Origin of the sequence: Gordonia phthalatica (assembly GCF_001305675.1) — a bacterium.
Lineage (GTDB): Bacteria > Actinomycetota > Actinomycetes > Mycobacteriales > Mycobacteriaceae > Gordonia > Gordonia phthalatica.
On record NZ_CP011853.1, the window covers coordinates 4,344,144 to 4,363,463 of the forward strand.

The following is a 19,320-nucleotide window of genomic DNA, read 5'->3' on the forward strand; positions in this document are numbered from 1 at the left end:
GATTCACTGCGGTAACGATCCTGTCGTGAAGCCCCACGACTGTGTAAGCATGGGGAAATGAGCAGCGAACAGTTCGACGCGACACCGGAATTCACCGAGTCGACCGCGCCTGCCGACGGGGAAAAGACCAGCCGCTGGCCGACGATGTCGACCAAGACCAAAGTGATCCTCGGCATCGTCACCCTGTTGGTCGTGGTGATCGGCTACTACATCCTGCAGCGGTTCCTGCCCGAGTGGTGGGCGCGATCGATGTCGACGCGGATCGACGGCAGCTTCGCCACCGGCACGTCGTACGGCCTGCTCTTCGGCGTCCTCGGAGCAGCGGTGCCGCTGGTCCTCGCATTGATCGCGATCCTGCTCATCGGTCGCGGCCCCAAGAGCGTCTTCTCGTGGCTGCTCGGCGTCGTGTCGCTGGCGTTCCTGATACCGAACCTGTTGACGCTCGGCATCGTGATCGGCGACGGCAGCGGCGCGCGGATGGGCCGTAGGCTTCTCGACATCGGCACGCCAGGCTTCCGCGGCGCCACCCTGATCGGCGTCATCATCGGCATCGTGATCGGCGTGGCCATCGACTTCTACCTGCTCGGAAAGCGGCGGGAGAAGAGCAAGCAGGCCAAGATTGCGGCCAAGAAAGAAGCGCCCGCGGAGTGATTCCGCGGGCGGCCACCGACGTCAGCCGCGCAACATGTCGACGAACCTACAGATGTGCATCTGGTGCGCGACGGTCGTCTCGGTGGGCGTCCCGACCGGGTTCTTCACCAACGCCAGATCTGCTTCACCCGCACTGTAGTGGTCGGCATCCCACCGATCCGGGCGGTGGAGCATCACGACGGCGTCAGCGACGCGGGCCGCGGCACCCAAATCGATGAAGTCGGCGGTCGGCCCGGTGTCGTGGACCGACGTCGGCATGCCGCGGAGGTACGCGAACGTGGGGCCGAGCGGTAGTCGTGCCGTCACCAGAACCGCCGCGCTCGCCTCAGCGGCGACGGCCTTGACGTCTCGGAGGCAATCGGCGAACTCGGGCGCATCCAGATTCCGACCGCCCATCAGGTCGGCGCCGTCGACCACCACCAGCCGCGCACCCGCGGCGATCTCGGACCGGACGCGCGCGACGACGCCGGGACCGTCGAGCCGATCCGGACGCACGACCTCCAGCTCGGACTCGCGGAGAAGAGCACCGGCCTCAGCGAGACGAAAGCGATCCTCGTCGACGAGGCCGCCCTCCATCAGCTTCCGGTGGTTCACTCGCCCTTCCGCGCACATCGCACGAACCATCAGATCCTCGGGACGAACGTCGACGGTGACGATGCTCGCCGCCACCTTCTCGTGCACGACGGTGCGACGCACGATCCCCAGCGCGAGGGTCGTGGTTCCGGAACCGCTGGTCCCGGCCACCACGGTGAGGCTGCCGGGGAGCAGACCGCCGGCGAGTGCACGGTCGATGGTCTTGAACCCCGTCGGGATCGGCGTGAGGGTGCGGTCGAGGAAGCCGCTCAGCGTGACCCACGCACGGTCGACCACCGTGTTGCCTGACGACAGCTCTGCCTCCGCGAACACCGCCGTCATGTCGTCCTGATCCATGCCTGCTCCACTCTCCACTGCGACCCGTGATCATGTGACCACGGGGGTACGACATCGTTACCGATCCCGGGACCGGCCCGGTCACCAGTCCGAGAAGTACGACCGCTCGCTGAGGTCGCTGTCGATCTGATGGGGGTCGAGCAGGACCAGCGGCCCGAGCGAGACGAGCAGCAGCTCGACCTCCGCGCGGGCCTCGGCGACCGAGTCCGCGAACTCGGGGTACGGGCCGTCGTCGCTCGCAGCCCACGCGAGGACGCGCCTGCGTTGGATGCGGCGGGCGATGGACTCCATCTCGGACTCCACGCGACGCTTCATCCGCTGATCGCGGATCTTCCGTCGGGTGACGTCGGGGAAATCGTCGATACCTGCCATGTTGTGCTCCTCTCGTTGTGACCATCCGATTTCGGGCAGAGTTCGGCCCCGAAATCATTCAGTGTCACTTGTCGAGAAACACGCTCACGGCGTGGATTTCAGAGAGTAGCCCCGCGGGGCGGCCGACGCAAGGGGCAAAGACGAAACAGCCCGGACCCCCTTCGGGATCCGGGCTGTCGCGTCGATGACTGCTAGTCGACGCCGAAGTCGATGGCCGCGCGGTCGAGCGACTCGGAGGCCGCGTCCTCGGGCTGGCCGCCCGCGATGGCCTGCGCGCCGCCGGCCGAGAGCTCGCCGACCAGATCGGCGGTGGCGCCGCCGACGATGCCGAGCGAGGCGTACTGCTCGAGACGCGAACGGGAGTCGGCGATGTCGAGGTTGCGCATGGTCAGCTGACCGATGCGGTCGGCGGGGCCGAAGGCGGCGTCGCCGACGCGCTCCATCGACAGCTTGTCCGGGTGGTACGACAGCGCCGGGCCCGTGGTGTTCAGGAAGTGGTAATCGTCGCCGCGACGCAGGCGGACGGTGACCTCACCGGTGATGGCGGAGCCGACCCAGCGGACCAGGGCCTCGCGCAGCATCAGGGCCTGCGAGTCCATCCAGCGGCCCTCGTACATGAGGCGACCCAGGCGGCGACCCTCGTTGTGGTAGTTCGCGACGGTGTCCTCGTTGTGGATCGCGTTCACGAGGCGCTCGTAGCCGATGTGCAGCAGCGCCATGCCGGGCGCCTCGTAGATGCCGCGCGACTTGGCCTCGATGATGCGGTTCTCGATCTGGTCGGAGACACCGAGTCCGTGGCGGCCGCCGATCTCGTTGGCCTTGAGGACCAGGGCGACGGCGTCGTCGAAGACCTCGCCGTTGATGGCGACCGGGCGGCCCTGCTCGTAGCGGATGCTGACGTCTTCGGTCTTGACCTCGACGTCGTCGCGCCAGGCGGCGACACCCATGATCGGCTCCACGACGTCCAGGCCGTGGTCGAGGTGCTCGAGGGTCTTGGCCTCGTGTGTGGCGCCCCAGATGTTGGCGTCGGTGGAGTACGCCTTCTCCTGCGAGTCGCGGTACGGCAGCTTGCGCTCGACGAGCCACTGGCTCATCTCGTGGCGGCCGCCGAGTTCGTCGACGAACTGGGTGTCGAGCCACGGCTTGTAGATCTTCAGGTTCGGGTTCGCCATCAGGCCGTAGCGGTAGAACCGCTCGATGTCGTTGCCCTTGTAGGTGGAGCCGTCGCCCCAGATGTCGACGCCGTCCTCCTTCATGGCGCGAACCAGCAGCATGCCGGTCACGACGCGGCCGAGCGGCGTGGTGTTGAAGTAGGTCTTGCCGGAGCTGCGGATGTGGAAGGCACCGCACTGCAGCGCGGCCAGGCCCTCTTCGACGAGGGCGGCGCGGCAGTCGACGAGGCGCGAGATCTCGGCACCGTAGTCGTGTGCGCGACCGGGCACCGAAGCGATGTCCGGCTCATCGGCCTGACCGAGGTCGGCGGTGTAAGTGCAAGGGATGGCGCCCTTTTCGCGCATCCAGGCAACCGCGACAGACGTATCCAGACCACCCGAGAACGCGATTCCGACGCGCTCTCCCTTCGGCAATGAGCTCAGAACCTTCGACATATGTCCAGCTTAAACAGTACTTCCGGCGTTGACGAAACCCGGTCCGATTGCGCGCGTGGAGGTCGGTGCCGCGGACTGCCGCAAAGATCAGCACAACGACGGGCCTCCGAGGGAAGATTGCCCTCGGAGGCCCGTGTCGCGACTGATCTTGGCGGTACTACGCCTCGACCTCGCTGCGGTCGCCGCTCCACAGGGTGTGGAAGCTGCCGGGCTTGTCGACGCGCAGGTAGGTGTGCGCGCCGAAGTAGTCGCGCAGACCCTGGGTCAGTGCGGCCGGCAGCCGCTCGGCGCGCAGCGCGTCGTAGTACGACAGCGACGACGCGAACGCGGGCACCGGGACGCCCGCGGCGGTCGCGGTGATGATGACGCGGCGCCAGCTCTCGACGGAGGTCTCGACGGCGTCGCGGAAGTACGGCGCCAACAGCAGGGCGGGGAGCTCCGGGTTCTCGTCGTAGGCCTCGCGGATGCGGTCGAGGAACTTGGCGCGGATGATGCAGCCGCCGCGCCAGATGGTGGCGAGCTTGCCGGGCTGCACGTTCCAGCCGTACTCCTCGCTGCCCGCCTTGATCTGATCGAAGCCCTGCGAGTAGGCGACGACCTTCGACGCGTAGAGCGCCTTGCGGATGTCCTCGACGAACGCGGCCTTGTCCTCCGGCGTGAAGTCGGTCGACGTCCCGGCGACCAGGCCCTGCGCGCTCTTGCGCTGCGCGGTGGAGCTGGACAGGGCGCGGGCGAACACGGCTTCGGCGATGCCGGTGGTGGGGATGCCGAGGTCGAGCGCGGACTTGACGGTCCAGCGGCCGGTGCCCTTCTGACCTGCGGCGTCGACGATCACGTCGACGAGCGGCCTGCCGGTGGCGGCGTCGACCTGCGAGAGGACCTCGGCGGTGATCTCGATGAGGTAGCTGTCGAGGACGCCGGTGTTCCAGTCGCGGAAGACGTCGGCGATCTCGGTGACGGGCATACCGAGCACGTTGCGCATGAGGTCGTAGGCCTCACCGATCAGCTGCATGTCGGCGTACTCGATGCCGTTGTGCACCATCTTGACGAAGTGGCCGGAGCCGTCGGGCCCGATGTGGGTGCAGCAGGGGACACCGTCGACGTGCGCGGAGATCGACTCGAGGAGCGGGCCGACGGATTCGTACGACTCGGCGGGACCGCCGGGCATGATCGACGGGCCGTTGAGCGCCCCCTCCTCACCGCCGGAGATGCCGGCGCCGACGAAGTTGAGGCCGCGCGCGGCCATGGCGGCCTCGCGGCGGATGGTGTCGGTGTACAGCGAGTTGCCGCCGTCGATGATGATGTCGCCGGGCTCCATCAGGTTCGCGAGGTCTTCGATGACACCGTCGGTGGCGTCGCCCGCCTTGACCATGATGAGGACGCGGCGCGGCTTCTCGAGCGCGGCGACGAACTCCTCCATGGTCTCGGTGCGGATGAAGTCGCCTTCGCTGCCGTGCTCGGCGATGAGCGCGTCGGTCTTGCCGATGCTGCGATTGTGAAGCGCGACGGTGTGCCCGTGGTGCGCCAGGTTGCGGGCGATGTTCGAGCCCATCACTGCCAGACCGGTGACACCGATCTGCGCGAGACGCTGTCCTGCTTCGGCCATGACTCTCCTTGTCCGCCGCCCGCATGTTCGGCGCGCGGCCCGATTCGACAACCAGCTTTCAGTACTACCGGTTCGATTGTCCCTGCATCGGGCGATCGCCGCGACCGGCGGGGTGAGCCCGGCGGGGAATTCCCGCCGAGCTCTCCCCGATCACGTGCCGATCAGTCGTGCGCGAAGCTGATCCTGGGCAGCACCTTCTGCAGCCACCGCGGTGACCACCACGCCGCGCGGCCGGTCAACCGGAGCACGACCGGAAGCAGGACCAGCCGGACCAGGAAGGCGTCCAGCAGTACTGCGACGCCCAGGATCACGCCCATCTCCTTCGGCGGCAGCGGGCCCGAGAGGGCGAAGGTGAAGAACACCGCGACCATCACACCGCCGGCCGCGAAGATCACTCGGCCCGAGTGGGCGACGGCGCCGACCATCGCCCCCTTTGCCGATCCCTCCCTCTCCCAGTGCTCCTTGGCCGACGCCAGCAGGAAGACCGTGTAGTCCATGGCGATCGCGAAGATCATCGCAAAGAAGAACACCGGCGCCCAGGCGTCGAGGAAGCCCTGCGACTCGAAACCGAGGAACGACGCAGCCATCCCCTCCTGGAAGATCAATCGCGCCACACCGAAGGCGGCTGCCGTGGACAGCAGACTCACCAGGGTACCGAGCAGCGAGATCAGCGGGGCTTGCAGCGCGATCAGCAGGAGCAGGAAGCCGAGGATCATCACCACGGCGATGACCAGCGGTGTCGACGTGTCGAGCTGTGACTTCAGGTCCAGGTTCTCCACCGCGGCACCACCGACCAGAGCACCGTCGGGGAGTGCGGCTCGCAGGCTGTCGACTGTGTCGCCGAGCGTCTCATCGGACGGGTCGACGGTCGGCACCGCCTGAATCATCCGCAGGTCCGCGCCGTCGGTCGGCGTCATCGGCGGAAGGACCGCCGAGATGCCCGGTTCCTGTTGCAGGACCCGCTGCGTGTCGGCGACGTCGCCGGCGGGGACGACGATGGACAGCATGCCCGGGGCACCCTCACCGAGTGCGGCCTGGACCTGGTCGTAGCCCACCCGAGCACTCGAATCCTCGGGAAGGACCTTGATCGAGGGCATCGCGGTGGTCAGTCCGAAGAACGGGATCGCCAGGGCCACCAACAGAACCAGGGCGGCTCCACCCCAGCGCAGCGGCTGACGCCATAGACGCTCGGCCCAGCGTTCGAAGAGAGGCGACCGATGCTCGGCCGTCTTCGACCACGGCAACGAGAACTTGTTGATGCGGTGATCGAGCTTCGCCAACACGACGGGCAGCAGAGTGAGCGTGGCAGCGAGAACGAAGAGAACGGAGATCATGATCCCGCCCGCCATCGAGCGGAACGACGGCGACGGTACCAGCATCACCGCCGACAACGACACCAGGACGGTGACGCCGGAGAGCAGCACGGCCTTGCCTGCCGTATCCATGGTCTGCGCGATCGCCGTACTCATCGTCAGTTTCTGCCCCATGCGCGCGGCGCGGAAGCGAACGACGATGAACAGTGCGTAGTCGATACCGAGTGCGAGCGCGAACATCATGGCGAAGTTCATGGCCCAGATCGACACCGGAACCAGGGCATTGACCAGCACCAGCACGCCCGCGGACGCGATCAGTCCGGCCAGCGTCAACAGCAACGGAAGACCCGCGGCCACCAGGGCGCCGAAGGCCAAGACCAGGATGCCGAGCGTCACCGGCCACGAGATCATTTCGGAGGTCAGCATCGCCTCGAGGTTCGCCGAGTTGAAGTCCGACCACAGCACCGACGCGCCAGTCGGGGCGACCGTGACGGCGCCGGTGGACAGGTCCTGCAGCACCGGAGTCAGATCCGTTGCAGCACGGACCATCTCGTTGGTGTCGACACCGGCACCGGCCAGGACGACGCCGGTCTTACCATCCGGGGAGAGCGTCGCACCAGGCATCGGGGCGATCACCTGGCTGATCCGATGGTCGGCCGTGAGCTTTGCAGTGACCTCCGACAGCACGCGCGGTCCGTCACCTTCGGAGAGCGGCCGGTCCGAACTCAGGACCACCTGTATCGCGGACGATGCCTGGCCGCCGAAGTGTTCGACGGCGAGGTCTCGCGCAGCGACCGAATCGGATCCGTCGGCCTGCCAGCCGGCACCCGACAGGTTCTGCTCGACGAAGGGCGCGAAGATACCCAGACCCACCACCAGCAGCGCCCAGACGGCGACGACCCACCGGCCGTGCGCGGTAGCCCAGAGACCGAGCCGCGCCAGCGGCCCATGCCGCCTTCCCGCCGTCGGCGATGGGGCGACGTCCGGCGACTCCGGGACGTCGTCGGTATTCACTGACGTACTCATATCACTCCTCAATCATCCCCCTAGGGGGTTCCTGATGGGCGAACGTAGCATCCCCCTGGGGGGTTGTGCAATAGTGGTGTGACCAGACTCGACAAGGCAAAGGGCCGACGACATGCAACTACCCGACGACGAACTCAAGCCCGTTCTCACCCGACTCCGTCGCGCGCACGGTCACCTGGCGACCGTCATCCGGATGCTCGAGGAGGGCGCCGAGTGCGAAGACGCGTTGACCCAGCTCGCGGCCGTCAACAAGGCGATCGGCCGGGGTGGCTACGCCCTGGTCGCCACCGGTCTGCGGCATTGCCTGATCGAAGAGGGCCCGGACAACGTCGACCAGGCCAAGCTCGAGAAGCTGTTCCTCTCGATGGCCTGAGAGCACACGAAGCGCGCCCCCTCAACCGGTTCCGTTGAGGGGGCGCGATTGGCAGTCTTCCGAGTCAGAAACCTCCGTCGAGGAACTCGGCATAGGCGGGCAGGTCAAGCTGTCCGTGTCCGGACAGTCCGATCACCACGACCTCCTCCTTGTCACTGCCGGCCACATGGGCGGCGCAGGCTGCGATGGCGTGGGTCGATTCCGGCGCGGGGACGATGCCCTGGGTGCGCGCGAAGGTGACGCCGGCGTCGAACGCCGCGTGCTGTGCGATCGCGACGCCCTCGACGTGACCCAACTCGACGGTGTGGCTCAGGGCCGGCGCCATGCCGTGATAGCGGAGGCCACCGGCGTGGATGGGATCGGGCACGAAGTCCATGCCGAGGGTGTGCATCTTGAGCAGCGGCGTGAGGCCCGCGACGTCGCCGTGGTCGTAGCGGTATTCGCCCTGCGTGATCGACGGGCAGGCGGCGGGCTCGGCGGCGACGATGCGCGGGGTGGAGCGACCCTGCAACTTCTCGCGGATGAACGGGAAGGCGAGACCACCGAGGTTGGAACCGCCTCCGGCGCAACCGAAGACGACGTCGGCGCCGCCGGGCTCGACGGCGTAGAGCTGGTCGACGGCCTCGAGACCGATGACGCTCTGGTGGAGGACGACGTGGTTGAGGACGCTGCCGAGGGCGTAGCGGGTGTCGTCGTTCTCAGCGGCCACCTCGACGGCCTCCGACACGGCCATGCCGAGGCTGCCGGTGGTGTTCGGGTCCTTCTCCAGCATCGCGCGGCCGGCCTCGGTGAGGTCGGACGGGCTGGGGTGCAGGGTGCCGCCGTAGGTGCGGATCAGGAAGCCGCGGTAGGGCTTCGAGTCGTATGAGGCGCGGACCTGCCACACCTCGACGTCGAGCCCGAACTGCGCGCCCGCGAACGAGAGTGCGCTGCCCCACTGGCCTGCGCCGGTCTCGGTGGTCAGCTTCTTGACGCCGTCGATGCTGTTGTAATACGCCTGCGGGACAGCGGAATTGGTCTTGTGGCTGCCGACGGGGCTGACGCCCTCGTACTTCACGTAGATGCGCGCCTTGGTGTTGAGCGCCTCCTCGAACTTGCGGGCGCGGAACAGCGGGGAGGGCCGCCACATCTTGTAGATCTCGCGGACGGGCTCGGGGATCTCGATGTACGCCTCGGTCGAGACCTCCTGTGCGATCAGGCCCGAGGGGAACAGCGCGGCGAGATCCTCGGGGCCCACCGGTTCCCTGGTTCCGGGGTGCAGGTGCGGCGGGATCGGCTCGTCGAGCTCGGCAGCGAGGTTGTACCAGTGGGTCGGGACATCGACGGTGACCAGATCGGGGTTGGAAGCGTCAACATTGCTTGTCATGCAGGTCACAGTAATGGGCGACGTATTGTGCGTCACATGACGGGCATCAAGTGGGTGGCGAACGGCACGAGCGGACTCGACGACTTCGCGGCGGTGCCGTGCGACGTGGCTGATCCTGGGCTCGGCGAGCTGACGGTCCGGGTCACCGCGGCCGGGGTGAATCCGGCGGACTTGAAGCACGTCGCGCGGATCACCGACCCGGCGGCCTTCCCGGTCCCGATCGGCTACGAGTTGGCGGGTGTGGTGACGGCGGTCGGCCCGGACACCCGCGCGGCGAGCGGTCGTGTTCGGGTCGGCGACCGCGTCGCGGCGTTCCGCGTGCACGGCGCCTACGCGACGGAGATGACGATTCCCGCGGAGAAGGCCTTCGTGCTCGGCTCCGACGTCCCCGACGACCAGGCGGCCGGCCTGTTGCTGGCGGGGTGCACCGCGGCGGAGATGCTGACACGTTCGGGGGCGCGTGCCGGCGACACGGTCCTGTTCCACGGCGCGTCGGGTGCGGTCGGCGCGATCTTCCTGCAGCTGGCGACACTGAGCGACGTGGCGGTCGTGGGGACGGCAGGACCGGATCGGCAGGACGCGGTGGAGCAGTTCGGCGGGATCCCGGTGGTCTACGGAGACGGGCTCGTCAAGCGGGTGCAGCAGGCCGCTCCCGCACCGGTGGTCGCCGCGCTCGACGCCGCGGGGACCGCCGAGGCCACCGAGGTCTCGCTGAGCCTGGTCGACGACCGCTCGCGGATCATCACCGTCGCCGATCGGAAGGCCGCCGCCGAGCACGGTTTCGTCGCGCTGTCGGGAGCGGCGCCGGCGAGCGCCGCCTATCGCGACGGGGTTCGCGGTGAGCTGCTGAAGCTTCTCGCCACGGGCGAGCTCGTCGTTCCGATCGCCCGCACCTTCCCCCTTGACGACGCCGTCGAGGCGCTGCGCCTGGTGTCGTCGGGCGGAGCACGCGGGAAGGTGGTGCTGGTTCCCTGATGAGGACCGGCGAACTGGCGCGACAGTCGGGCGTGAGCGTGCGGTCGATTCGGTATTACAAGGAACAGGGACTGCTTCACCCCGAACGACTGCCCAGCGGTTACCGGGTCTTCACCGCCGACGACGTGGTGGCGGTACAGCGCATCCAGTCCCTGCTGGCAGCGGGCTTGAGCACGCAGAAGATCGAGCGGGTCCTCCCCTGCCTCCGCCTGCACGACGGGCTCGGGCTCACGTGCCCGGACCTGCTGTCGACCCTCGTCGCCGAACGCGACGGCATGCTGCAGCGGATCGACGCCCTGCGCGCATCCGTCGACGCGTTGGAATCGGTGATCTCCGCCAGCCCTCACCGCTGAGCCGCTCTCGGACTTGACTCTCACACCACTGTGAGGGTTTAGCGTCGGGCGCCATGAGCAAGAGAATCGAATTCGTCGAGTACGGCGGCCCCGAAGTCCTCCGCCGTGTCGACGGCCCGGTCGTCGAGCCGGGCCCCGGCCAGGTGAGGATCCGCACCGAGCTGATCGGTGTGAACCCGATCGACTGGAAGATGACCGCGGGCCATTTCGGCGACGCGCTTCGACGTCCCGCGGTGCCGGGGTGGGCGTCGACCGGCATCGTCGACGCCGTGGGGCCGCGGGTTCGCGCCTTCGCGGTCGGAGATCCGGTGATCGCAGGTCCGCGCGGCGGCTCGTACCGTGAGCACCTGGTCGTCGACGCGCGGCTGGTGGTGCCACGACCCTCGACGGTCAGCCCCGAGCAGGCTGCCGGTCTGCCGTCGTCCGGTGTCGCCGGATACTCCCTGATCCATCACCTCGGCGTGACGGCCGAGGACACCGTGCTGATTCACGGCGCTGCCGGGAGCGTCGGCGCCGCGGCCGTGCAGATCGCGGTCGCGTGCGGTGCTCGGGTGATCCGCACGGCGTCGCCCGCGAATCACGCCTACCTGCGGTCGATCGGCGCGGAGCCGGTCGCCTATGGGCCGGACCTGATCGACGCCGTGCAAGGCCTCGGCGATGTCACCGCCGTCGCCGATGCGGTCGGTGGGCCCGACCCCGTCGCGGCGACGACACACCTGCTCCCAACGATGCGGCGAGCAGTCACCGTCTGGGGCGATCGGTATTCGACGGCCGCGGGCATTCCGTGGGTCGACCATCCCGCCGACGAGTTGGAGCGGACCGTCGAACTCGCAGCGGCCGGCCGACTCACCGTCCGAATCGCCGAGATCCTGCCGCTCGACGACGCCGCGATCGCCTTCTCGCACAGTCGAAGCGGTCACTCACCGGGCAAGATCCTGCTGCGCCCCTGAGCGCGGGAGTAGCCCCTACGGCACCAGGATCGGCAACGCCTTCGGCCGCAGAGACACCGTGACCGGCGATTCGCCGAGGTAGTCGCCGTCGGAATGCACCGGGATCGGACGGTCGATGGAGAATTCGACGCGGGAGCCGGTGATGATCTCGACGTCGTCGCGGTGCTGGTGGGCGCCGCCTGCCTTCGCCTGGCTCATCAGGGCCGCGAGGCTCAGTCGAGGAGATCGTCCGTCGACGATGAAGACGTCGAGGTGGCCGCTGTCGACCGAGGCCGTCGGCACCATCCGGAGGCCGTGGCCGTAGTCGCCGGAGTTGGCGATCACCACGAAGTGCGCCGACATCTCGCGAGACACTCCGTCGACCGACAGCGCGATGCGCATCGGCTTCCACTTGGCGGCGGTCAGCACCGGTGCGACGCGGTAGGCCAGCGGGCCCATCCAGCGGATCTCGTTGATCAATTCGGTGGCCTCGGAGTCGAGTCCCGCGTACACGTTGCCGACGGCGAGCGCGGTGGTGCCGTCGGCGCGGGTCACATCGAGGACGTCGATCCGCCGCACGGTGCCCGCGGCGAGGACCGCGGCGATCTCGGTCGGGTCCGACGGCAGGCCCAGGTGACGCACGAGGTCGTTGCCGCGGCCGGCCGCCGCGATGCCCATCCGGGCGCCGGGAACGGTGAGCACACCGCGCGCGACGTCGCGGACGTGCCCGTCGCCTCCGACCGCGACGGTGAGTGCACCCCGCGCCGCCGAGCCGGCGGCGACATCGGTCGCGTGCTCGGACGACTGCGACTCGATCACCGAGATGTCCGTGGCACCACGGCGTTCCAGTTCGGCGGCGACGGCAGGCCACTGCTGATGCGAGGCGCCGCCACCGGAGATGGGGTTCACCACCGCCGTGATTGGCGGCAGCACGGGAGTGTCGGTCACGGCAGCAGGATCCCCGGGTTCAGGAGCCCGTTGGGATCGAGTGCGTCCTTGACGGCGCGGAGGGCGCTGCGCTGCACGTCGCCGATCTCCTCCAGGTAGGTGCCGCGGTGGTCGGTACCGACCGCGTGGTGGTGCGTGATCGACGCGCCGGCCGCACGGATGGCGGCATTCGCGGCGTTCTTGGCCGCGGCCCACTGCTCGAGCGGGTTCTCGAGCGCCTTCGCGATGACAGTGAAGTAAAGCGAGGCACCGGTCGGGTACACGTGCGAGATGTGGCACATGACGACGGCGGGCGTGCCCTGATCGCCGAGCGCACCGGTGATGGCGGCGGTGACGTCGGCCTTCAGCCGGTCGAGGTTGCTCCAGAAGGTGACGGTCTCCAGGGTCTCGACCAGCGCGCCGGCGTCGAGCAGCGGATCGCGCAGGTACGGGCCGCGGAAGCGGCCGACGCGCCAGGCCTCGCCCGGCTCGGTGCCGAGGGCGGTGCCGCCGAGCTTCTCCAGCTGCGCGGTGACGTAGACGTCGCGGCAGTCGACGTCGGCCTCGTCGCCCTCGAATCCGACAACCATCAGGCAGCCGCCGACGGGGCCGGCGGACGCGGCGCCCGCGCTCGACGGGTTGGCCAGGTTGAGGCCGGTCTCGGCCTCGTCCGAGAGACGCAGGACCGTGGGCTTCACGGCGCTCTGCGCGAGAGTGCGCATGGCGGCTTCGCCGGCGACGAAGTCGGGGAAGTGCCAGCCGTAGAAGCGGCGGACCGCGGGCAGCGGGTGCACGTGGACGCGCACCGTGGTCACGACGCCGAACGCGCCTTCGCTGCCGAGGATCAGCTGACGCAGATCGGGGCCGGCGGCGGACTTGGGCGCGGTGCCGATCTCGGCGAGACCGACGGGCGTCGCGACGGTGAGCCCGACGACCATGTCGTCGAAGCGTCCGTAACCGATGGACGACTGACCCGCCGAGCGCGTGACGGCACAACCGCCGATCGTGGCGCCCTCGTACGACTGCGGGAAGTGCCCGAGTTCGAAGCCGTGCTCGGCGAGGAGGCGTTCGGCCTCCGGGAGACGCGTGCCCGCGGCGAAGGTCGCGATCTGGGAGACCTCGTCGAGGTCGATCAGCCCGGTGAGACGACGCAGGTCCAGGCTGAGGACCGGACGCTCGCGCTCCGGCATCATGCCGCCGGTCACCGAGGTGCCGCCCGAGAAGGGGTTCAGGGAGAGGTCGTGCTGATCGGCGACGGCGAGGACGGCGGCGACCTGCTCCTGCGTGGTCGGCGCGACGACGGCGTCGGGTGCGTCGGTGCCGTCGCCCTCGCGGAACTTCAGCAGGTCGGGAGTCGAGAAGCCGCGCATCCGCGACCGTCGGGTGTCGTCGTCGGTGGCAACGGCTGCGCCGGTGCCCTCGAGGGCGGCGAGCGCGTCGGCACCAAGGCGCGTCGCGGGGACGACGACGTCGACGGGGGCGGGCGCGGGCTCGTTGATGCCGAGCATCGTGAGCGCGCCGATCACCGAGTCGGACAGGTGCATCGGGTCGGCCGGGTTGCCCCAGCGGCCGGGTACGAAGTCGACGACCTCGACGGTCGTTTCGCTCTGCGTCATTTCTCGCCTTCCGTTGAGCTTTGCTGATACAGTTATACACATGGTGTCGCAGCAGATCAACGAAGGCGAGAGAGCCTCCTCGAAACGGACGGCCGCGAACGCGATCCCGGAGGACGTGATCCTCGATGCCGCAACGCAATTGATGTCGACCATCGGAATCCGGCGGACCACGATGGCCGACGTCGCGCGTGCCGCGGACGTCTCGCGGGCCACCCTGTATCGGCGGTTCCCCAACGTGGAGGCCATCGCGGCCACCGTCACCACTCGGGAGTTCGAGAAGGTCGTCGCGGGTGCACCGATCGCCGACGGCGTCGTCGATCGCGCATCCCTGGTCCAGACCGTCGTCTACCTGGTTCGGGAAGCCCGCGCACACCCTCTGCTGCGACGGATCATCGAGCTCGATCCGGAGTTCCTGATGCCCTACCTGCTGCACCGCACCGGGCGGACGTCACGCGGACAACTGACCGTCATCGCCGGATTCATCCTCGCCGGTCAGGACGCGGGCGAGATCCGCGACGGCGACGCCCAGCGACTCGCGACCACCGTCCTTCAGATGGCGTGGTCGTTCGCCTTGACCGGCCCGGTGTTCGCCGACGGCGACCTCGGCTCCCTCGACTCCGAACTCTCCGACCTGCTCGAAAGGTACCTGCGCCCATGACCTCGCATATCCCGAACTCCCCGTCCTCGAACCCGGCCGAACTGCTCGCCGCACATCCCGCGGTCGATCCGTCGACGATGCTGTCCGCGGCCCGCCGCACCGCCGATCTGGAGCGCCTGACCGCCTCTCCCTCAGTCGATCTGGTCGTGATCGGCGGCGGCGTCACCGGTGCCGGCGTCGCACTCGACGCGGTCTCGCGTGGCCTGTCCACCGTTCTGATCGAATGCCGAGACCTCGGCTTCGGCACCAGCCGATGGTCGTCGAAGCTGGTGCACGGCGGCCTCCGGTATCTCGCGTCCGGTGCCGTCGGCATCGCGTATGAGAGTGCGGTGGAACGGGATTCGCTGATCTGCCGGATCGCCCCGCACCTGGTCCGGCCGCTCCCACAGGTGGTCGCCCTCCTGCCCGGCATGAAGGCCGCGGACACCGCGCTGACCCGCGTCGGCTTCATGGCGGGCGACGTCCTCCGCATGGCCGCACGCACGCCGTCGTCCACGCTGCATCGCTCGCGCCGGATCGGCGCAGCCGAGGTCGCGGCACTGGCACCGACCGTGCAGCGCGACGGCCTCCGCGGCGGGCTCCTGAACTGGGACGGCCAGCTGAACGACGACGCCCGCCTCGTCGTCGACATCGCCCGTACCGCAGCAGGTTTCGGCGCCACCGTCCTCACCCACGCGAGCGCGAGCGACGTCACCGGCACCTCGGTGCGGGTGACCGACGAACTGACCGGCCAGACCTTCGAGGTGCAGGCCAAGGCGGTCGTGAACGCGACCGGCGTGTGGTCGGCGGAGGTCGACTCCGCCATCGCGCTGCGCCCCAGCCGCGGCACCCACCTGGTCTTCAGCCAGGACACCTTCGGTGGTCTTCGCGCCGGCCTCACGGTCGCGGTGCCCGGCCACTTCGGTCGCTACGTGTTCGCGCTCCCGCAGCCCGACGGCCGCGTGTACGTCGGCCTGACCGACGAGGAGACCTCGGGCGAGATCCCCGACGTCCCGCGGGCCGACGAGAGCGAGATCGACTTCCTGCTCGCCACCATCAACCTCGCGCTCGGCACGCCTCTGACGCGCGACGACATCCTCGGCACCTTCTCCGGCCTGCGTCCGCTGCTCGACTCCGGTGCGGGCGAGACGTCTGACGTGTCGCGCAAGCACGCCGTCCTGACTCGCCCGGACGGCCTGGTCACCGTTGTCGGCGGCAAGCTCACCACCTACCGCCGGATGGCCGAGGACGCCGTCGACGCCGCCCTCGAAGCCTCCGGCCAGACTGCAAACCCCTGCCGCACGCGTACGTTGCCGCTGGTCGGCGCGCCCGCGGGCAAGAACCCGACTGCGGCGCTGGCGCGCGTCGCGGCGCCCGACCGACTCGTCGCCAAGTACGGCACCGAGGCGCCCGCGGTCGTGGCACTCGGCGAGGCCGATCCCGCACTCGCCGAACGCGTGGCCCCCGGAACCGAGATCACCCGCGCGGAGCTGGTCTTCGGCGCGCTGGCCGAGGGCGCCGTCGACGTCGACGACCTGCTGGAGCGACGTACGCGGCTGTCGTTGACGCCTCTGGTCGCGGAGGCTGCCCGGCCGCTGGCGGAGAAGGTGTTCGCCCGGTCCGTGGACTGAGCTCAGTCCGGCAGCATCGGCGTATCCGGCATCGCGCGGCGTCCCACCAGGACGCCGCGCGTCACCGCGCCCTTTCCGAAGCGGGTGCGGAGGGAGTCGATCGCGACATCGAGTTCCCCGGCGTGGTCGTCGCCGTCGAACGGGATGGCCAGCTGGACGGCGCTGTGATCGGACAGGTTGGTCAGCGACAGTCCGATCAGCGTGCAGCCACGCTCGCGGATCAACGGCATCGCCTCGTCGAGCAGACCCCGCGCGGTGGCGAGAATCGTCTCGGTGCCGTCGGTCGGCTCGAACAAGGTGCGGGACCGCGTGACGCGTTCGAAGTCATGGAATCGCAAGCGCAGCACGATGGTTCGGGTCAGGCGGTCGGCTGATCGGAGGCGCCTTCCCAGACCGTCGACGATGGCGACCAGGGTCGCTTCGATGTCGGCTTCGGATTTCACTCTTCTGCCGAGTGCACGTTGGGCCCCGATCGAGCTCCGTCGCTTTCCGGTCGTGACACGACGCGGGTCGTGCGCCATCGCGAGCGAGTACAGGTGGCGCCCGGTGCCGCGTCCGAGCAGCGCGCTCAGCCGTTCCTCGCCGAGCGACGCCATCTGCCCGACGGTGTCGATGCCTGCATCGTGCAAGCGCTGTTCGGTCTTCGCTCCGACACCCCACAGGCGCCGGACCGGCAGCGGGTGCAGGAACTCGATCTCCTTGCCCGCCGTGACGTGCAGCAGTCCATCGGGCTTGCCCGCGGCGCTCGCAACCTTCGCGACGAACTTGCTGGTGGCAACACCCACCGTGATCGGAAGGCCGACCTCGTCGCGCACCCGTTCACGCAACCGCCGGGCGATGGACACCGGTGTGCCGCTGATCTTTCCGAGACCACCGACATCGAGGAACGCCTCGTCGACGGAGATCCCTTCGACGAGTGGCGTGACGTCGTGGAAGATGCCGAAGACGTCTCGGCTGGCCTGCGTATAGGCCTCGAACCGGGGGCTCACCGTCACCGCGCGCGGTGCCAGCGCACGCGCCTCGTGTCCGGGCATCGGACACCGCACACCGAGCGCCTTCGCCTCGTAGCTCGCCGCCACGACGACCCCACCGCCGACGAGCACCGGCTGGCCCCTCAGCGAGGGATCGTCGCGCTGCTCCACCGAGGCGTAGAAGGAATCGAGATCGGCATGCAGAATCGACGCCTGCTGCCGGTTGCCCGCTTCGATCCTCATGGCCGCATGATGCCACTCGGGTACGACATCCTCGCCGCAAAACCCCTCGAAAAGATTTTCGATAAATCCCTTGACCGGGGTGAATAGTTGAGTAATATAGATCACATCATCAAGGAACGTACGAGCGACTTCGAAGGGAGGTTCACCCGATGCCCGCACCGCAGTCCACGCCCTCGTCGGTCGAGCTTCCCGACGACCCCGTCGCCCTGGCTCAGCTGCTGGTGGGCGTCACCGAAGCCCTCCGCACGGCGAACCTCGACGCCCTCACCGAAGACGAGCTGGTCACCGTCGCCGAAACCGCCGAACAGGCCCGCCGCGTCGCAGACGCCGCCGACGCGCAGATCATCACCGCCGTCTCCGACCGCGCCGCCTACCGCAAAGCCGGCTGGATCCGACTCAACCAATTCCTCGGCTTCGGCCTGCGCCTCGCCCCCGGCGAAGTCAAGCGCCGCACCCTGGCCGCCGCCAAGGTCGGGCGGCTGTCCAACCTCCGCGGTGAGGTCCTGGACCCGGTCCTCCCGGCCACCGCGGCGGCCCTGGCCGACGGTGCCGTCTCCGCAGCCCACGTCCTGGTCATCACCGACGTCATGCGGCTGATCCCCGACCGGGTTCCCGCCGACATCGTCGCCGACGCCGAAACCCACCTCGCCCAGGCCGCCCGCACTCTGGCCCCCGACCAACTACGCAAGGTCGGCCACCGCCTCCTGGCCCACCTCGACCCCGACGGCCAGGCCACCGATGAACGCGACCGGCAACGGACCCGCGAACTGACCCTGGCCCACCAGGACGTGCGCCTGATGTCCAAGCTCACCGCCTGCCTCACCCCGCAGGTCCGCGCCAAACTCGACCTCATCCTCACCGCCTGGGCCGCGCCCGGGTTCAACAACCCGGACGACCCCGACTCCCTGCACGGGGCGTGCGATGCCCCCGGCATCGACCCCGCCGCCCGCGAAGCCGCCGCCCAGCGGGACCTGCGCTCACCCGGCCAGCGCAACCACGACGCCCTCGAAGCCCTCCTGGACTTCGCCCTCACCCACCAGGCGCTCGGCGCCCCGGGCAAGCTCTCCAGCTCGCTGGTCATCACCGCCGACCTGACCGACCTCGCCACCGGCACCGGCATCGCCCTGACCGCCACCGGCACCCGCCTACCAGTCAGCGCCCTGGTCGACTTCGCCGCCGACGCCGTCCCCTACCTCGAAGTATTCGCCGGGGCCACCCGCGAAGTCCTCTACCTCGGGCGCGGCAAGCGATTCGCTTCCAAGGCCCAACGCCTGGCCCTGTTCGGCCGCGACCGCGGCTGCACCGCCCCCGGCTGCGACCGCCCCTTCTCCCAGACCGAGGCCCACCACATGCCCGACTGGCAACACGGCGGCCCCACCGACATCGACCACCTCGGCGCCGCATGCGGCGGCCACAACCGCGCCGCCAGCACCGGCCCCGCCCGCTGGGACACCCACATCCTCGACACCCAAGCAGGCGACGACGCCGGCCGCGTCGGCTGGAAACCCGCCGACCGCGACCTCCCGCCCGCGGTCAACCCCATCCACTACGCGGACCTCCCACTCCGCCGGCCACCACCGACCGCAGATCCTCCCACCGGGCGGACCTCCCCAGCGGAGTACCAACTCCTGCACCTGCTCGCAGGCCACCCCGCCACGCCCCTGCGCGCGACGGACCTGCAGTTCCCACCCGCTGCCTGACCACCCCGGTCAGGCAGCGGGCAGGAGCCGTTGCCCGACGATGACATCTGTCATGTCGAACCCGTGCAGAACCCACGCGAAGCGATGACTCGGC

17 protein-coding genes are annotated in these 19,320 nt (G+C 69.1%); 8 read left to right on the forward strand and 9 right to left on the reverse strand.

Translation table 11 applies throughout. From position 1 onward, the window contains the following. Positions 1 to 57 precede the first annotated feature (57 nt). Positions 58 to 651, forward strand: a complete 594-nt coding sequence (locus tag ACH46_RS20330; protein WP_062394658.1) for a hypothetical protein — start codon at positions 58 to 60, stop codon at positions 649 to 651. 21 nt (positions 652 to 672) lie between these two features. Here ACH46_RS20330 and ACH46_RS20335 read toward each other — a convergent pair whose 3' ends face one another. The 5 genes from ACH46_RS20335 to ACH46_RS20355 form a co-directional block, all read right to left on the reverse strand. Then, complete coding sequence (locus ACH46_RS20335) at positions 673 to 1,581, reverse strand: DnaB-like helicase C-terminal domain-containing protein (RefSeq protein WP_062394660.1); 909 nt, start codon at positions 1,579 to 1,581, stop codon at positions 673 to 675. Positions 1,582 to 1,662: 81 nt separating this feature from the next. Beyond that, positions 1,663 to 1,953 (reverse strand): hypothetical protein, encoded by a 291-nt coding sequence (locus tag ACH46_RS20340; protein WP_062394662.1) that lies wholly within the window; start codon positions 1,951 to 1,953, stop codon positions 1,663 to 1,665. 191 nt (positions 1,954 to 2,144) lie between these two features. Next, positions 2,145 to 3,560: an argininosuccinate synthase gene (argG, locus tag ACH46_RS20345; protein ID WP_062394668.1), complete on the reverse strand. Its 1,416-nt coding sequence runs from the start codon at positions 3,558 to 3,560 to the stop codon at positions 2,145 to 2,147. Between the two features lie 157 nt (positions 3,561 to 3,717). Then, positions 3,718 to 5,166 carry an NADP-dependent phosphogluconate dehydrogenase gene (gndA, locus tag ACH46_RS20350; protein WP_062394670.1) on the reverse strand — a complete coding sequence of 483 codons (1,449 nt, stop codon included), beginning with the start codon at positions 5,164 to 5,166 and terminating at the stop codon, positions 3,718 to 3,720. 161 nt (positions 5,167 to 5,327) lie between these two features. After that, the gene (locus ACH46_RS20355; RefSeq protein WP_082399841.1) at positions 5,328 to 7,505 is read right to left on the reverse strand and encodes an MMPL family transporter; all 2,178 of its coding nucleotides are present in this window, start codon (positions 7,503 to 7,505) and stop codon (positions 5,328 to 5,330) included. A gap of 112 nt (positions 7,506 to 7,617) precedes the next feature. On the opposite strand from ACH46_RS20355, the gene ACH46_RS20360 reads away from it, so the two are divergent. Next, positions 7,618 to 7,878 carry a metal-sensitive transcriptional regulator gene (locus ACH46_RS20360; protein WP_062394673.1) on the forward strand — a complete coding sequence of 87 codons (261 nt, stop codon included), beginning with the start codon at positions 7,618 to 7,620 and terminating at the stop codon, positions 7,876 to 7,878. Positions 7,879 to 7,942: 64 nt separating this feature from the next. On the opposite strand, the gene ACH46_RS20365 is transcribed toward ACH46_RS20360, so the two are convergent. After that, positions 7,943 to 9,244: a TrpB-like pyridoxal phosphate-dependent enzyme gene (locus ACH46_RS20365; RefSeq protein ID WP_062394675.1), complete on the reverse strand. Its 1,302-nt coding sequence runs from the start codon at positions 9,242 to 9,244 to the stop codon at positions 7,943 to 7,945. A 36-nt stretch (positions 9,245 to 9,280) separates the two neighbouring features. On the opposite strand from ACH46_RS20365, the gene ACH46_RS20370 reads away from it, so the two are divergent. From ACH46_RS20370 to ACH46_RS20380, 3 genes are read left to right on the forward strand one after another with little or no spacing between them, the layout of a single operon-like run. Continuing rightward, a complete protein-coding gene (locus ACH46_RS20370) occupies positions 9,281 to 10,219 on the forward strand; it encodes a quinone oxidoreductase family protein (protein WP_062394677.1) in 939 nt (312 codons plus the stop codon). Next, entirely contained in the window at positions 10,219 to 10,572 is a 354-nt protein-coding gene (locus tag ACH46_RS20375) for a MerR family transcriptional regulator (protein ID WP_062394679.1), read from the forward strand. Before ACH46_RS20370 ends, ACH46_RS20375 begins: the two co-directional genes overlap by 1 nt. A gap of 53 nt (positions 10,573 to 10,625) precedes the next feature. Beyond that, entirely contained in the window at positions 10,626 to 11,522 is an 897-nt protein-coding gene (locus ACH46_RS20380; RefSeq protein WP_062394681.1) for an NADP-dependent oxidoreductase, read from the forward strand. Positions 11,523 to 11,537: 15 nt separating this feature from the next. On the opposite strand, the gene ACH46_RS20385 is transcribed toward ACH46_RS20380, so the two are convergent. Next, positions 11,538 to 12,449 (reverse strand): diacylglycerol/lipid kinase family protein, encoded by a 912-nt coding sequence (locus tag ACH46_RS20385; protein WP_226995700.1) that lies wholly within the window; start codon positions 12,447 to 12,449, stop codon positions 11,538 to 11,540. Continuing rightward, positions 12,446 to 14,044, reverse strand: a complete 1,599-nt coding sequence (locus ACH46_RS20390) for an FAD-binding oxidoreductase (protein WP_062394682.1) — start codon at positions 14,042 to 14,044, stop codon at positions 12,446 to 12,448. The genes ACH46_RS20385 and ACH46_RS20390 overlap by 4 nt, the downstream gene beginning before the upstream one ends. A 40-nt stretch (positions 14,045 to 14,084) precedes the next feature. Here ACH46_RS20390 and ACH46_RS20395 point away from each other — a divergent pair, with 40 nt between their 5' ends. Next, complete coding sequence (locus ACH46_RS20395) at positions 14,085 to 14,702, forward strand: TetR/AcrR family transcriptional regulator (protein ID WP_062394684.1); 618 nt, start codon at positions 14,085 to 14,087, stop codon at positions 14,700 to 14,702. Further along, on the forward strand, positions 14,699 to 16,312 hold the full coding sequence (locus tag ACH46_RS20400) for a glycerol-3-phosphate dehydrogenase/oxidase (RefSeq protein WP_082399842.1): 1,614 nt from the start codon (positions 14,699 to 14,701) through the stop codon (positions 16,310 to 16,312). The genes ACH46_RS20395 and ACH46_RS20400 overlap by 4 nt, the downstream gene beginning before the upstream one ends. A gap of 2 nt (positions 16,313 to 16,314) precedes the next feature. On the opposite strand, the gene dinB is transcribed toward ACH46_RS20400, so the two are convergent. After that, positions 16,315 to 17,526, reverse strand: a complete 1,212-nt coding sequence (gene dinB, locus ACH46_RS20405) for a DNA polymerase IV (protein ID WP_062394686.1) — start codon at positions 17,524 to 17,526, stop codon at positions 16,315 to 16,317. Positions 17,527 to 17,675: 149 nt separating this feature from the next. Here dinB and ACH46_RS20410 point away from each other — a divergent pair, with 149 nt between their 5' ends. Beyond that, positions 17,676 to 19,226, forward strand: a complete 1,551-nt coding sequence (locus tag ACH46_RS20410; RefSeq protein WP_082399843.1) for an HNH endonuclease signature motif containing protein — start codon at positions 17,676 to 17,678, stop codon at positions 19,224 to 19,226. The last annotated feature ends 94 nt before the right edge of the window (positions 19,227 to 19,320 follow it).

What these genes read in the sequence shown, in the direction of transcription:
- ACH46_RS20330 (WP_062394658.1), top strand. Translation starts at nt 58, where the DNA reads ATGAGCAGCGAACAGTTCGACGCGACACCGGAATTCACCGAGTCGACC.
- ACH46_RS20335 (WP_062394660.1), bottom strand. Translation starts at nt 1,581, where the DNA reads ATGGATCAGGACGACATGACGGCGGTGTTCGCGGAGGCAGAGCTGTCG.
- ACH46_RS20340 (WP_062394662.1), bottom strand. Translation starts at nt 1,953, where the DNA reads ATGGCAGGTATCGACGATTTCCCCGACGTCACCCGACGGAAGATCCGC.
- argG (WP_062394668.1), bottom strand. Translation starts at nt 3,560, where the DNA reads ATGTCGAAGGTTCTGAGCTCATTGCCGAAGGGAGAGCGCGTCGGAATC.
- gndA (WP_062394670.1), bottom strand. Translation starts at nt 5,166, where the DNA reads ATGGCCGAAGCAGGACAGCGTCTCGCGCAGATCGGTGTCACCGGTCTG.
- ACH46_RS20355 (WP_082399841.1), bottom strand. Translation starts at nt 7,505, where the DNA reads ATGAGTACGTCAGTGAATACCGACGACGTCCCGGAGTCGCCGGACGTC.
- ACH46_RS20360 (WP_062394673.1), top strand. Translation starts at nt 7,618, where the DNA reads ATGCAACTACCCGACGACGAACTCAAGCCCGTTCTCACCCGACTCCGT.
- ACH46_RS20365 (WP_062394675.1), bottom strand. Translation starts at nt 9,244, where the DNA reads ATGACAAGCAATGTTGACGCTTCCAACCCCGATCTGGTCACCGTCGAT.
- ACH46_RS20370 (WP_062394677.1), top strand. Translation starts at nt 9,281, where the DNA reads ATGACGGGCATCAAGTGGGTGGCGAACGGCACGAGCGGACTCGACGAC.
- ACH46_RS20375 (WP_062394679.1), top strand. Translation starts at nt 10,219, where the DNA reads ATGAGGACCGGCGAACTGGCGCGACAGTCGGGCGTGAGCGTGCGGTCG.
- ACH46_RS20380 (WP_062394681.1), top strand. Translation starts at nt 10,626, where the DNA reads ATGAGCAAGAGAATCGAATTCGTCGAGTACGGCGGCCCCGAAGTCCTC.
- ACH46_RS20390 (WP_062394682.1), bottom strand. Translation starts at nt 14,044, where the DNA reads ATGACGCAGAGCGAAACGACCGTCGAGGTCGTCGACTTCGTACCCGGC.
- ACH46_RS20395 (WP_062394684.1), top strand. Translation starts at nt 14,085, where the DNA reads ATGGTGTCGCAGCAGATCAACGAAGGCGAGAGAGCCTCCTCGAAACGG.
- ACH46_RS20400 (WP_082399842.1), top strand. Translation starts at nt 14,699, where the DNA reads ATGACCTCGCATATCCCGAACTCCCCGTCCTCGAACCCGGCCGAACTG.
- dinB (WP_062394686.1), bottom strand. Translation starts at nt 17,526, where the DNA reads ATGAGGATCGAAGCGGGCAACCGGCAGCAGGCGTCGATTCTGCATGCC.
- ACH46_RS20410 (WP_082399843.1), top strand. Translation starts at nt 17,676, where the DNA reads ATGCCCGCACCGCAGTCCACGCCCTCGTCGGTCGAGCTTCCCGACGAC.